The organism is Paenibacillus turpanensis (assembly GCF_011421635.1).
Lineage (GTDB): Bacteria > Bacillota > Bacilli > Paenibacillales > YIM-B00363 > Paenibacillus_AK > Paenibacillus_AK turpanensis.
Genome location: NZ_WTLI01000004.1, coordinates 200,311 through 214,232, shown reverse-complemented (window position 1 = coordinate 214,232; position 13,922 = coordinate 200,311). Strand labels below are relative to the sequence as shown.

The following is a 13,922-nucleotide window of genomic DNA, read 5'->3' as shown; positions in this document are numbered from 1 at the left end:
TCACAAATAGGAAAGCATTGGGTCATGAGTTTGGAAGGACTCTTTTCATCAGGAGTAAGTTCTGTTAGAACATAGATTTGCTTATGATAGAATAACGCTAAGGACATATTCAAGCAGATGGGCCTTTCCAATTCGAAGAGAGGATGCGTTATGAATGGATGTGAAAAGCTTATTTGAGGCTGTCGTTGCCACGGAGGAAGAGCTGCGGGCGATCGTGGGAGTTCCAAATGAGGCGGTGGTGAAGAAAACGGTGAATGTGATCGACGAGCATATTCGTCATTTTATCGCGAGGTCCCCGTTATTTTTTCTCTCCACAGCTCATGAAAATGGCAGCTGCGATGTATCCCCTCGGGGAGGTGATCCGGGATACGTTCAAGTGTGGGATGAAAAGCATCTCATCTTTCCGGAACGTCCGGGAAATCGACGTGTCGATTCACTACTCAATATTTTATCGAACTCACAGGTCGGGATGCTCTTTCTCATTCCTGGTATGGAGGAGGTGCTCCGGATCAATGGCCGGGCGCGGATCATCCAAACAGGTCACGTATTGGAACAGTTGAAAAAGGATAACCAAATTCCTCCGCTTGGCGTTGTGGTAGAAGTGGAGGAGTGCTTTGTTCATTGCCCAAGGGCCCTGAATGCATCCGCCATTTGGAATTCCTCGATGTGGCCGGAGAAAGAAGAGCTGCCGTCAGCGAAAGAGATGTTCCAAGCGCATCTGAAGATCAATGGGTATACGCTGGGATAACACCGGCTTCCTCAGCTTCACATCACTTGCTCTCGTAGAAAAAGGCCTCCTGCGGATCATCCCTTGCAGAAGGCCTTTTTCGGTTTTCGATAAACACCCTTGGACGTGTCTTCCGATGCTACAAGGTGGTTAAAAAATGTTGTATCGCGTCTTCAAATGGGTACATTGCCCGTGCTTATCATAGTTTCGGTCTACAAAAACTTCGTTCGGCGCGATATGATAGTCGCCCATCATTATATCACGGAGCGAGTGAGATACCGCTACAGTGTTTGCCCGCTGTCTACGGTAATGATCTGGCCGGTCATGGCTTCCTGCTCCAAGGCGGAGCAAATCATGGAGGCGATATCTTCAGGCGTTGAGATCCGCTCCAGCAGCAAATGGGGGGCCAGCCGGTTCATTTGCTCCTCCCGTCCGGCCCACCATCTTGTAGCGACGGCACCCGGTACAACGCAGTTGACGCGAATGGCAGGGGCTAACGCACGCGCCAACGATTTGGTAAGGCCGTGTACGGCCGCTTTGGATACGGCGTAGGGAAGCGAGGAGCCGAGCCCGGTTTTTCCGGCGATGCTGCCGAGATTGACGATTGCGCCTTGGTTGTTTTTCTTCATGTACGGGGCGACTGCACGGGCGCAGTAAAACATGCCCTTCACATTCACATCAAACAATTCGTCCCACACGTCCTCTCCAGCGGACTCGAGGTCATTCATCGGAATATGCTTCGTGATACTCGCGTTGTTCACGAGTACATCCACGCTTCCAAACTGCTGTACGATCGTGTCGACCATTGCTCGTACTTCCTTGTCGCGGGAAACATCGGCTTGGACAGAGACAGCCCGCCCGCCCATCTCGTTAATCCGCCGTACCGTGTCTTCCGCTTCGCTTTGAGAGCGGGAGTAGTTGACGGCAACGACAGCTCCACGCTTGGCCAGCAGTAGACTCGTCGCTCTGCCGATCCCAGTACCGCCCCCTGTAACTAGAGCGATTTTATTGGTAAGCAGCATATCATTTCACATCCCATTTCAATATTCATTCTCTATCAGTTTAAATGCATGGATAATATTTGTATAATTGAATGAATTGAAGAGTCAGTTCAATAATTGTGAACTCGATGTGAGAAGGGGGGCGCCGTGCCCATTGGATCTTAAAACATTGCAAACGTTCCAAATGATCGTAAAATACGGCAGCTTTGTTCGTGCCGCGCAGGAAATGAATTATGTGCAATCGACGGTCACGATGCAGATGCAGAAGCTGGAAGCGGAGCTGGGCGCTCAGCTGCTTGAGCGGGGAGCGGGGAAGGACCTTCGGTTAACGGAAGCAGGGAGGCTCTTTCACGAGCAATCCACGCAAATTGTAAAGCAGCTGGAACAAATTCAAACCAGCTTATCCAACCTGAAGCTAGGTGAGTCTGGGCATGTTCGAATCGGAGTCATCGAGCCCGCCGCGAGCTACCGACTGCCGCATATCCTGAAGGAATTTAGTACGCAGTACCCTCATATCCGCATTTCGCTCGAGTTCGGGAACACGCCTGCACTGAGCGAGCGGATCGTAAAAGGAGAGCTGGATTTTGCGCTTTGCTCTACACCGGAGCTGGGAACGGAGCTTTATTTTGAGCCGCTGTTTCAGGAGGAGTTCGTCGCTTTGCTGCCGGACCGCCACCCCTTGGCGGAACATCCTGTCCTCTCCCCGGAGCAGCTCTGTGGGCATCGGCTGCTGATTACCTCGGAGACCTGCCCATACCGCAGAAAGCTGGAAATGGTGCTGCAGGAATCGGGGCAATCCGCGGTGGATACGATGGAGATTGGGAGCATGACCGCCTTAAAGAGCTATGTGGAAAGCGGATTTGGCGTCGCCCTGATCCCAAGGATTTTAGCGGTAGAGGCTTCGGCGGGCACCACAGTGCGAGAGCTGGAAGGGAACCTCATCTTTATGACGTCGGGGCTCCTGTGCAAAGCCTCGGCTTACCCGCTGCAAATGGCGAGCCAAAAGCTGTACCAGTACCTGAGGGAGCAGTTGGGCAGGGGGCTCGAACCGGCCTAATGCAAGGGCCTCAATCATCAGTGCAACTCTCGATGGCCTACGAGGTGGGGAAGATCTTATTTGCAAGTGAGGAAGGCGTTAAGGCTTAATCGCAAAGGAGGCTGAAGCAATGGCCGTCGTAATGATGGATGTGATCAAAAGGCTGATGGAACCGGTCGGGTTCCTCGAGCAGACGGTCGATCGGTTGTTGTACGGAGACCCCCAAGCCGCCGTTACTGGGATCGTTACCACGTTTATGCCGACGCAGCATGTTTTGGAGGAAGCCGTCCATCTTGGGGCAAATCTTGTCATTGCCCATGAGCATCTTTTTTATAGTCATCACGACGCTTTTGAAGACAGCTTGAAACAAGACCCTGTCTATCTCGCCAAAAAAAGGTTTCTGCAGGAGTCGGGGCTTTCAGTGTTCCGCAACCATGATTATATCCATCGCCATCAACCGGATGGAATTACCGAAGGCCTTATTCATGCTCTTGAATGGGAGGGGCATGTGATCAAGCAGGAACCGGCGTTCACCGTAATTGAATTTCCGGCGCAAACCGTAGGGGAGCTGGCGGTCTACCTCAAACAGAAATTGGGGCTGTTTTCTATGCGTTTTGTTGGCGATCCCGATATCATCTGCCAACGGGTCGGTGTGTTCGTGGGATATCGGGGCGGTGGGAATCTCGTCATTCCGTTGTTCGAACAGGAGCGGCTGGATGTGGTGATTTACGGGGAGGGCCCCGAGTGGGAAACCCCGGAATATGTTCGGGATGCCGTGCAGCAAGGAAGAAGGAAGGCTCTCCTTGTGCTGGGACATGCAGAAAGCGAGGAATGGGGAATGAGGCTTTTGGCCAATAGGCTGCAAGCGCAATTCCCGGCTATCCCTGTTCATTTTGTAAGAGACAAACCGCTGTTTCAAATGATATAAGGTATGAAGCGAGCTCCTAGATGACTTATAACGACGAGCACAAAAAACTGCTGCCTGTATTAAACAGGCGGCAGCCTTTGCGGGTTCCTTGCTTTTAGGTTTGATCCGAATCTGATGGTGAGAGAATTACTTACAAATAAGCTTTGATTTTTTCAATCCTATCCGTGTATTCTTCCGGAGTTAAATAGGTTTTACCGGGATTCATTTCGAACGTTGAGCCCCAGCTCGGCTGGTTTTCATATTTAGGAACGATATGCATGTGCAGATGATGCAATTTATCGGCGTAAGCGCCGTAGTTCAGCTTATCGGGGCGGAAGGCCTGGTCCAAGGCATGGGAAACTCTTTTGATATCTTTTAAAAAAGCCAATAACTCGTTCTCTTCGAGGTGAAATAACTCTTTCACATGATCCTTGTAAACGATATTGCAGCGACCGGCATACGTTTGTTCTTTAAATAGAAAAACGGTGGAAACCTCCAGATCGCTAATTTTAATCATAAGGCTGTCCCGTCTTTCGTCTTGCATACAATACATGCAGTCTTTGTTAGGCTCCATATTCTCAAGTCCTTCCACTGGGGGTGTAAACAAAGATAGTATAGACTTGAAATAGGTCGGCCTCTGTGACTTTTATCAATATTGGAAAAATAGCTTCTTCATCGGCAAAAATGCGCTGCGACTAGGTTTACTCGCTACACCTTCGCCAGCTCCTTGCGGTTCGGGGCGTGCGGAGGCTCCTCCAGCCATTCGCGTTTGATTAGCAGGTCGGTGATATCCTTGCCATAGTGAAGCACCTCAGTGATCAGCTTAGAATACTCCGCGGTCAAGTCAACCCGTGTAGTCATGGACAAAGCGTTCCCTAAATAGGTTAAGGCTGCCGAATTCAACATGTTGATCAGGACAAGAATCATTCGTTCGGAAAAAGGGGATACCGTTGACGTCGTAACCTCCGTATTCACCATGATCGTCCCCAGTAAATCATTTTCCTCCAATTGGGCGTTTATAAATCGAATTTGTTCGCGCGCCAATTGCTTGCCTCTCACTAAGAGGCTCTTCATATCTTCATCCTTAACGACTTGGATAAACGCGGTAAGCAGGATCAATCCAAAATAATTCCGCTCGATATTAAAGAACATTTCGGAAAGCTCCATCACATTAAGAGGCCGCTGCGGCTCGAACCATTTTGAAAATAGAGTCTCTTTCTTCCGGATAAAGCTGACCCGATCAGGGTACGGAATGAGCGGGGGACGGTCGTATATTCCTTTGGACAGCATAAGCTCAACGGACTGGTTATAAAGATCGGTTGCGGATTGCAGGCATTGGCTGAAAAAGCTTCTGACATCCTCGCGGGCAACGTTGGATAAAAACATCGCATGCTTGGATAGTCCCAGACGGCTCATTGCGTACACAAAGCTCAGTGGAAATAAGTCGAAAAACAAAGGCGGGGCGCTGGGGTCATAATCTTCATCCGAAAAGGCAATGGGGACAGGGAATTTCTCTTGCTCAAAAAGGTGCTTAATGGTATGCATGTGGGTTTGTGATAATTGCAGCGATTTTTCAATGAACGGTTTGACCTCATCATCCTCGACAATGGCAAGAAAATGCTTGGATATGCAGACCGAGATGCTTTCGTTCATATAAGTTGACCATAGAGCGGCGATTTCCGTCGAAGATAACCCGATTACATGAGATCCCACCATGTATAAACTCTCCTAACTGTGTCTTCATTCGTAATTTATAATTGGAGTTTCCCCTAAACTGGGTGGAATATTCTAGGATAAACGGGTTTATAGCCTGCTCATTTCGTGTGAGTCAGGCAAAGGGATGTGAAGCTGTAGGGCTATGCTCTGGTTTTTCTTGTTCTTCTCTTGCCTGTGTATTTATTGAGGGCCGTACCGCCACCTCCGACAGCATGCTGCTGCCTCGTTCCTAAGCTTTCAATGGCGGAATTGGTTCCACCCGTGCTATAGGTTCCGCCGCCGCTGGCAACTTGGGTCGCAGAGGCGTTTCTGCTCCCTTTCGGCAGCTTTACGATTTGATCATTGATCATGATTACGATTTCTTTGTTGGTACGCCGTTTCCTTTTCATGAAGGTGGTCGAACCGGAGCGGGAGCCTTTGGTGCTTTTATTTTTAGCCGTCCCATTTGCGCCAACACTTTGCTGCTGGCGAGTATAAGGAGAATTAATCGCAGCATTGTTCCCGGCAGCACTGCTTCTTCCGGCCCCGCTGGAAATCTGCGTCGTATTTGGCGAATTCGTATATTGACGGTTGATAATAAAAACAAGTCGATTTACCCCGGATAACGGTGCCTTGGCAATCATCCGTTTGTTGTTTTTTTCAATGATAATGGTGAAGCGGTCTACTTTTTTCACGCCTTGGATCAACTCCATTTTCGGATTTTGAGGAGAAAGGGACGCTATGCAGCTACAATAAAGTATGTGACCGTCCTTCGGAAGGTATGGGTAATAGGTTTCATTTTTTAGTAACTGATTGATAGTCAGTCAGTAAAGGTGTAAGATTTCGTTGTAGTTCATTTTTCCGCTAATTGGGGGTATCGCAATGAACAAAGTAAGCATGGATATTTTTGGTCGGCCCAATGGTTTGCTAGGCATTTTAGGTGGATGGATCATGGCTGCAACGAACAAGCATATCAATGCCTGGACATTACAATTATTGAAGATCAAGCCTCATGAAAACATCCTTGAGATTGGGTTTGGTCCGGGTCTTGCGCTTCAAAGCATTGTCGCTTTGCTTGAGGAAGGGACATACACGGGCGTTGACCCGTCCAAGGCGATGCATACCCTTGCCCGGAAACGAAATGGAGCGGCTGTAACGCAGGGAAAGGTGAAGCTGCATTTCGGAGCAGTGGAGCAATTGCCTGAGCTTGAGGATAAATTCGATGTGGTCCTAACGGTGAACTCGATTTTGTTTTGGGAGCAGCCTGAGCAATGCCTGCAGCATCTAAGGCAAAAGCTGAAGTCCAAGGGTCGAATCGCCGTTACTCTGCAGCCGCACACGAAGGGAGAGACGGATGAAACGGCACGGCAGAAAGGGGAAAAGATTGTAGAAGATCTCCAGAAGGCAGGCTTCACCGAGGTCCGGCTGGAGACGATCCGGTTATTTCCGGTTTCCGCCGTTTGTGCCATTGGAGTGAATCCGTAACAACGACGCAGCAATGTGCGGAGAGGAGCGCACTTTGCATACGAAAGGGGTATAATATCGTTATGCATATGATTTTTATGGAGAGAAATTGAAAATGCTATCAGTGAAGTAAGCATTGCAGCAAGAAAAAGGAGAGCATATGACGGAAAAAGCGGCATTGATCGATACAGGATGGAAATTTGATAACAGCTATACTCGCCTGCCGGAGACATTTTTTACAAGGCAGGAGCCGGTCCCGGTTCGTTCGCCGAAGCTGGCCGTCTTTAATGAGCGGCTGGCCGCAGCCCTTGGCTTAAACGCGGAGGCGCTTCAAAGCGAATCGGGCGCTGACGCATTTGCGGGCAATCGCATCCCGGAGGGGGCGGAGCCCCTTGCCCAAGCTTACGCTGGTCACCAGTTCGGGTATTTTACGATGCTGGGGGACGGGCGGGCCGTCCTGCTTGGCGAACATGTAACCCCGGTTGGCAAACGCGTCGATATTCAGCTGAAGGGCTCCGGCCGAACGCCGTATTCCCGTCAGGGCGATGGGCGGGCGGCACTCGGACCGATGCTGCGTGAATACATCATCAGTGAAGCGATGTATGCGCTCGGGATCCCGACGACCCGCAGCTTAGCGGTCGTTACGACGGGCCAGTCCATCATCCGTGAAACGGAGCTGCCCGGAGCGATTTTGACCCGCGTGGCGGCCAGCCATATCCGTGTTGGCACGTTTCAATATGCGGCCAAATGGGGCTCACCGGAGGAGCTGAGAGCCTTAGCGGATTACACGCTGCAGCGGCATTTCCCTGAGGTATCGAAGGGGGGAAATCGGTACCTGGCCTTGCTTTATGGCGTGATTCAGCGGCAAGCGGCACTGATTGCAAAGTGGATGCATGTCGGCTTCATTCACGGCGTCATGAATACCGACAATATGGCGTTAAGCGGAGAAACGATCGACTACGGTCCTTGCGCGTTCATGGATACGTACGATCCGGCTACGGTGTTCAGCTCGATTGACCGGCAGGGCCGTTATGCTTACGGGAATCAGCCTTATATTGGGGCATGGAATCTGGCGAGGTTTGCGGAAACGCTGCTCCCTCTGCTTCATGACGAGCAGGAACAGGCCATTAAAATAGCGGAGGACGCGATTGCCGGCTATAACGCGCTGTATCAGCAAAATTGGCTTGCCGGGATGCGAGCGAAGCTGGGGATTTTTAATGAAGAAGCCGAGGACGAGGCATTGATTCAAGATCTGCTCAGCCTCATGGAGAAGCATAAAGCCGATTATACGAATACGTTCCGGACACTGACGCTGGATCCGATTGAGGAAACCGAGCTAACAAAAACCTCGGACTATGCGGAATGGCAGCAAAAATGGCATGCACGGCTAAATAGGCAGCAGGAAAACAGGGAAGCGTCATTGCAATTAATGCGGAGCAGCAATCCTGCGGTCATCCCGCGTAACCACCGGGTAGAGGAAGCATTGGAAGCGGCGGTGGAGGACGGAGATTATAGCGTGATGGAGCGGCTGCTTGAGGCGCTTTCCAAGCCGTATTCCTATCATGCAGAGCAGGCCGATTACTGCATGCTGCCTGATCGTTCGGGCCGGCCGTACCGGACCTATTGCGGGACATAGGAAAGTGTTAAGGAAAATGATATGGACTCACATTAACCACAATTAAGCATGAAATAATCAACATTGAAATTGTCAGAACTATGGTCAAGACCTAATTAACAAGAAAATCTTCGTTATAAAAACGGAAATACTGAATAATTCTCTTTTGTGCCTCGTCCAATGTTAAATATCATAAGGGTAGAGCCCCTCCGTTTATTAGGAACGGGAAGAAGCTCTCCATTGAGGCGTTATCTAAACAGTTGCCTCTGCGTGACAAGCTAATTTGGGCGCCAACCTTTGGCAGCATGTGTAGTAGTGAGACGTGGCTGGCTGATCGCTGTGAACGATCAGCCCAGTCACGTCTTTTCGTATTGCGAAAGCCATGCGGAACGTCTGAGGCACGAGTTCTTTATCGTTGTTTAGACACAGGTGGTACAAAACGATTTCGTTGTTGTACAAATCCTTAATTGCCTACACATACAACTTTTTCTCCCCTATATTAGATTGCGTCACGTCCGTAACCCACTTCTCGTTGGTAAGTTTTCTACGATCCGGCCATCCGAGACAACAGTCTGATATGTCGAAGGGTAATAGCGTTTACGTCGAATGATCGCCATTAACCCTATTAGTTGCATAAGCCGTGAACGCGCTTTTGGTTAACGATGACTTTGTATTTTCGGAACAACTCCATTTGAATCTGACGGTACCCCCAGGTCCCGTCGCGGGCGTTGTATATGGCCTGGATTTGAGCTTTGCACTCGAGACCGCGATCTGTGAAGTTGCGCTTCCGGTACTTGTGATATCCACTCCTTGAAATCGCGAGGTGCTTACACAAACTCTCAATGGTCTAACGATGTCTTAGTGCATCAACAACTCTTGTTCAATCACCGCACCTCCTTGTTAGGGGTTTCCATCCACTTTTTTAAATCGTCCATTTCGTTCTCGAGACTTCGAATAATTCGAACTTCCGCTGTCTCCATCTGGAGTGGGTGAGGTCGATGAATGAATCTTCGCCTTGTTCCCGAAACATACGAACCCAAAGCTTTACCGCTTAAGAACGTTGATTCCAAAGTGAACTGCGAGCTTCTCTGTCAGTCCAACTTTCTTTAACAAGTAGCCGACGGCCTCCCGTTTCAAAGATGATGGATACGTTTTGAACTTCTGTCCCTTTATAGCCAAATGAAAAGCACCCCCTAAAGTATTGATCGGTCTACACCAGGGGTGTTTCCCAATGTCTACTTTAAGGGGTGCACTTTACCCTTACTGGCGGTTCTTTTTTATCTGGTTAGGATTCAGAGAAATGCACCTTATCTTATAACTTGAATATATAAGAGAAATAAGATTATCAATTGAATAACTATCGACATTATCTGCTAAGAATGCTATAAGTAATTGGAAAACACTAAATAATTAGTAGAATAATTTTAATCTTAGTGTAACGATAGATCAAGTATAACTATTGAGAGGAACGCGTATGAATCCTGACAAGAGCAAGAAAATGAAATATAAAGTTTGCATATCGATACCTGTGCATGAAGCACCGGATATAGTTGTAGATCAAATTAATAATTTGCGTTTTTACTACAATAACGAATGCGTAATTGTAATCCATATCTCTAGAGGGTTTAAAATGCCAGACGAGATATTTTCAGACCGAGCCTACAATTTTATAGATATGGAAGATGTAATTGTAAACCCATATTCCTACCCGACTCAATGGGGCGACCTAATGTATCTTCACAATTCAAACTTCCGTCACGCATGTTCTGTAGTCGATTTTGATTACTTTGTATTGCACGCAAGTAATGACCTTTATCTAAGGCACGGCTCAATTAATTATATTGAGAGAAGGCAGAATGGTGTGTCCCCTCATCTTTTTGAGGCTTGGCATTGGAATCCGATAATGGAGAAGGATAACGAGTTAAAGAAACTACTTCAGTACGTTGGCTGTAAGAAAGCGTACCTTTCCCCGGTGGAAGGAACATTTTATAAAAAAGAGACGTTTACACAAATGCTTGATCTTATCGACAACTTTTACTGTTACGGGGAGAGTAATCAACCGCTCTATCCAAGGGAGGAAGTGTTTTATCCTACCCTTATGAAGGCGATGGAGGAAGATCACGGAACGCCAATTGCATATGGGCCACATACGATTGGTGATAAGATCACAATGGATACCGTGTTTCAAATTCGCTATGGAGTTTACCATAATCCTAAAACTGAGCATTTATATGACTTTTCAACGTTGTATGCATTAAAAGGTTTCCCGCGTGAGTATAACAACTTATATAGAGTAATTGTTCGAAGGCTTATGGAACAGGTCATTTAAAGAAACGAGGGATTAATTATTACAATCTCGTTTTCGTAGTTCCGGTATCTAATTTTTAAATCATTATCTGAAAACCTCTTTAGATCTTCATGAAAAAATCCGATAAAGTGATTGGGATATATTGGTGTTTACTATATTGGTGATATACGGAGGAAACGATGAAGTCCAATAACAGAACGATCGTTATAGATGTCGATAGTACAATATGCTTAAGCCCAGAAATTCCTGGGGATTATGGTAATGCACAGCCAATTGTATCGATGATTGAACGAGTAAGGCAATTTAAAACTCAAGGTTTTTATATAACGTTGTACTCAAGCCGCCAAATGCGCACTTATGAAGGTAATTTAGGCCTAATCAATGCCAATACACTGCCTGTTATGGTTTCTTGGCTTGAAAAGCATAGTATCCCTTATGATGAGATATATTTGGGAAAACCGTGGTGTGGAAAAGAGGGCTTTTACGTAGATGACCGTGCTATTCGACCTATCGAGTTCTTAACTAAAAGTATTGATGAGATCAAAAACTTGTTGGAACAGGATGCTAATCTACTAAATATGAGAAATGGCCAGGTAGAAGGAGAATGAATATAGTAATCACAATGGCCGGAGAGGGAAGTCGTTTTAAGAAAGTTGGGTTTTCTCAACCTAAATACGAAATCATGGTGAATGGAAAGTCGATGTTTGAATGGGCAATGCTTTCTCTACGTAATTTTTTTACAAACGCTCATTTTGTGTTTGTTTCAAAAACAGGTACGTCAGAATTTATAGAAGATAAGCTTAAGAGAATGTCGATATCAGGGAGCATCATTGAAACTGATCAACTGACATCTGGACAGGCGGAGACGGCTAAAATCGCCATTGAAACTCTTGATCCATTAGAGCAGGTAGCCATTTATAATATAGATACCTTTGTAAGCCCAACTGAGCTTAAACCTGAGCTTATTTCGTGCAGTTTTGAGGGATGGATTCCTGTGTTTGAAGCTGAGGGTGAACACTGGAGCTTTGCTGAAATAGACAAGACAGACAAAGTAATCCAGGTAGCGGAGAAAATTAGGATTTCCAATTTCGCAACGATTGGTTTTTATTATTTTTCAAGCGGGAAAAGATTTTTGGAGTGCTACGAATGGACATATATTCGTAGCCAAAGCAACTACAAGGAAACTTACGTGGCGCCAATGTACGAAGCTCTCATTCTTAACCATGGGCAAGTTTTTGCCCACGTAATTGATCGGTCTAAAATTATACCTATAGGAACTCCGGATGAGTTGGCGGCATCCAGCGTTTTATTAAGCGGTATTCAATATGAATGATAAGCTAGTAATTATCCCCTGCGCAAAATTGATCTCGGAGGAAATGAGGACGATATTCGGTCCAATTTCTCCGGTTTGTATGCCGTTTGATGACTCAACTCTTTTGCTTCAACTTTATGAAACATATCGCTCTCTTGGGTACCGTATGGTTGTAGGTTGCAGTGAAGGTATGGAAATGGTTGAGCAAGTGGTGCGGTTTTCAGAACTTCCTATTGAAATTGTTAACGTGGGCAACACGATGGATATTGGACATACTGTATGGAAAATAATTTCTGCAATTGAAATCGAAGAGACGACACGATTAATTATCAATTATGGAGACACGTATATCTCAGCATCCCGGGTTGCCGAAATGCATGATGAGAGATCCTATATTGTTACTGCCACTGTCGAGGAAGCAAGACGATGGACAATCGTGGATAAAGATCTAGATGGACATCTCCGTTTCGTCGACAAGAGAGTGCTTGAAACCGAGCAGGAGCTAGAAGCGGTGGTCGGTTTATTTAAAATAACCAATGCATTGTTATTTAAGAAGTTCTTGAACGAATCGATTGAGAAATCGATTATGGCGGGATCGGAGTCAATTTATGATGCCCTGACCCTTTATCATGAGCAGGAAAAGATAATTCATACAAAGGTTGATAAAAATGAATGGGTGGATGTAGGGCATTTAGACAAGTGGTTTGACAGCACACAAAAGCTAAGAGCAAGGTCATTTAATCAAATCAGCATCGATAATCGAAGAGGAATTTTGACAAAACGAAGTGAAAATAAATCAAAACTTATTAAGGAAATCGAGTGGTATTTAGAACTCCCAGAGGATTTGTGCTTTCTAATTCCAAGAGTATTTTCCTATTCTCTGGATACCAACGATCCTTATGTTTCGATGGAGTATTACGGGTACCAAACGCTTGCTGAGCTGTTTGTGCATGGAAGACTGGAAACAGGGCAGTGGAGACATATTCTTAGTGATTTAAAGTGGATTACCACGCTCTTTTTAGAGAAGCAGTCTGAGTATAATATTTCTTATTTACAAAAGCTTGCTGCCCAAAAGGAGATGTACGTAGATAAAACTTTAGAGAGGCTTGTAAATTACGTTTTTCACGAAGAGCTTAAAAAATTATCCCATGGGTGTATACTTAATGGAAAACAACTTCTTTCGTTGAATGATTGTTTGGGATCGATTGAAACCTTATTTGATTGGTGTATTCCTGTTAAGAAGGAATTTGGGATTATCCACGGGGATTTTTGTTTTAGTAATATTTTATACAATCCGCAGTCGAAAATTTTTAGATTAATTGACCCACGAGGCTCGTTCGGAACTTTCACCGTTCAAGGCGACATTCTGTATGATATTGCGAAACTGTCCCATTCTGTCCGAAGCTTTTATGATTTTATCGTTCGGGATCATTTTTACTATAATCGAATCGAAAACTGTGTAACTTATAAATTATATTTGACTGCCGAGCATCGGAAGATTTCGGAGTTGTTCGATGATATTTTCCTCGGGGAGAGTACAGAGAAACGAAGAGCAGTTCAATTTATAGAGGGAATTTTATTTTTAAGTATGATTCCTCTTCATCATGACAAACCTAAAAGGCAGATTGCCATGCTGGTAACAGGGCTGAATTTGCTCACGGATATTTATCATTCCTATAGACAGTATACTGATGCGAAACTGCCTGGGCAGAAAACAGTGGCATATTAATTAATAGGATAGTTAATGGTCATAAAGTGGTGAATCTTTCCCCTACCAATATGACACCCCATAGTTTGAATACCAGTGGTCGTATCGTTAGAAGAACAACCATAAAAACCTGAAGAGGCTGTCTCAAA

14 protein-coding genes are annotated in these 13,922 nt (G+C 46.2%); 9 read left to right on the top strand and 5 right to left on the bottom strand.

Annotated elements, in window-relative coordinates:
• The first annotated feature begins 154 nt into the window (after nt 1-154).
• Nucleotides 155-748, top strand: a complete 594-nt coding sequence (locus tag GQS10_RS05635; RefSeq protein ID WP_166239896.1) for an MSMEG_1061 family FMN-dependent PPOX-type flavoprotein — start codon at nt 155-157, stop codon at nt 746-748.
• A 260-nt stretch (nt 749-1,008) separates the two neighbouring features.
• Here the strand turns inward: GQS10_RS05635 and GQS10_RS05630 are convergent, their stop codons facing one another.
• Nucleotides 1,009-1,749, bottom strand: a complete 741-nt coding sequence (locus GQS10_RS05630; protein WP_166239895.1) for an SDR family NAD(P)-dependent oxidoreductase — start codon at nt 1,747-1,749, stop codon at nt 1,009-1,011.
• Nucleotides 1,750-1,882: 133 nt separating this feature from the next.
• Here GQS10_RS05630 and GQS10_RS05625 point away from each other — a divergent pair, with 133 nt between their 5' ends.
• Nucleotides 1,883-2,785: a LysR family transcriptional regulator gene (locus GQS10_RS05625; protein ID WP_166239893.1), complete on the top strand. Its 903-nt coding sequence runs from the start codon at nt 1,883-1,885 to the stop codon at nt 2,783-2,785.
• Between the two features lie 109 nt (nt 2,786-2,894).
• A complete protein-coding gene (locus GQS10_RS05620; RefSeq protein WP_166239891.1) occupies nt 2,895-3,692 on the top strand; it encodes a Nif3-like dinuclear metal center hexameric protein in 798 nt (265 codons plus the stop codon).
• Nucleotides 3,693-3,822: 130 nt separating this feature from the next.
• Here GQS10_RS05620 and GQS10_RS05615 read toward each other — a convergent pair whose 3' ends face one another.
• The 3 genes from GQS10_RS05615 to GQS10_RS05605 all read right to left on the bottom strand — a co-directional run bounded on the left by GQS10_RS05615 (nt 3,823) and on the right by GQS10_RS05605 (nt 6,061).
• The gene (locus GQS10_RS05615; protein ID WP_341805009.1) at nt 3,823-4,263 is read right to left on the bottom strand and encodes an HIT family protein; all 441 of its coding nucleotides are present in this window, start codon (nt 4,261-4,263) and stop codon (nt 3,823-3,825) included.
• Between the two features lie 116 nt (nt 4,264-4,379).
• Entirely contained in the window at nt 4,380-5,387 is a 1,008-nt protein-coding gene (locus GQS10_RS05610) for a DUF3231 family protein (RefSeq protein ID WP_166239889.1), read from the bottom strand.
• Between the two features lie 140 nt (nt 5,388-5,527).
• A complete protein-coding gene (locus tag GQS10_RS05605) occupies nt 5,528-6,061 on the bottom strand; it encodes a hypothetical protein (RefSeq protein WP_166239990.1) in 534 nt (177 codons plus the stop codon).
• Nucleotides 6,062-6,317: 256 nt separating this feature from the next.
• Here GQS10_RS05605 and GQS10_RS05600 point away from each other — a divergent pair, with 256 nt between their 5' ends.
• Both GQS10_RS05600 and GQS10_RS05595 read left to right on the top strand, forming a co-directional pair.
• Entirely contained in the window at nt 6,318-6,851 is a 534-nt protein-coding gene (locus GQS10_RS05600) for a class I SAM-dependent methyltransferase (protein WP_243734981.1), read from the top strand.
• Between the two features lie 139 nt (nt 6,852-6,990).
• Nucleotides 6,991-8,466: a protein adenylyltransferase SelO gene (locus GQS10_RS05595; RefSeq protein ID WP_166239886.1), complete on the top strand. Its 1,476-nt coding sequence runs from the start codon at nt 6,991-6,993 to the stop codon at nt 8,464-8,466.
• 604 nt (nt 8,467-9,070) lie between these two features.
• Here the strand turns inward: GQS10_RS05595 and GQS10_RS23775 are convergent.
• Entirely contained in the window at nt 9,071-9,280 is a 210-nt protein-coding gene (locus GQS10_RS23775) for an IS3 family transposase (protein ID WP_166239884.1), read from the bottom strand.
• A gap of 639 nt (nt 9,281-9,919) precedes the next feature.
• On the opposite strand from GQS10_RS23775, the gene GQS10_RS05585 reads away from it, so the two are divergent.
• From GQS10_RS05585 to GQS10_RS05570, 4 genes are all read left to right on the top strand, one after another.
• A complete protein-coding gene (locus GQS10_RS05585) occupies nt 9,920-10,774 on the top strand; it encodes a hypothetical protein (RefSeq protein ID WP_166239882.1) in 855 nt (284 codons plus the stop codon).
• Nucleotides 10,775-10,932: 158 nt separating this feature from the next.
• Nucleotides 10,933-11,361: an HAD family hydrolase gene (locus GQS10_RS05580; protein ID WP_166239880.1), complete on the top strand. Its 429-nt coding sequence runs from the start codon at nt 10,933-10,935 to the stop codon at nt 11,359-11,361.
• A complete protein-coding gene (locus GQS10_RS05575; protein ID WP_166239878.1) occupies nt 11,358-12,086 on the top strand; it encodes a glycosyltransferase family 2 protein in 729 nt (242 codons plus the stop codon). Before GQS10_RS05580 ends, GQS10_RS05575 begins: the two co-directional genes overlap by 4 nt.
• The gene (locus tag GQS10_RS05570; protein ID WP_166239876.1) at nt 12,079-13,794 is read left to right on the top strand and encodes an aminoglycoside phosphotransferase family protein; all 1,716 of its coding nucleotides are present in this window, start codon (nt 12,079-12,081) and stop codon (nt 13,792-13,794) included. Before GQS10_RS05575 ends, GQS10_RS05570 begins: the two co-directional genes overlap by 8 nt.
• Nucleotides 13,795-13,922: the final 128 nt, after the last annotated feature.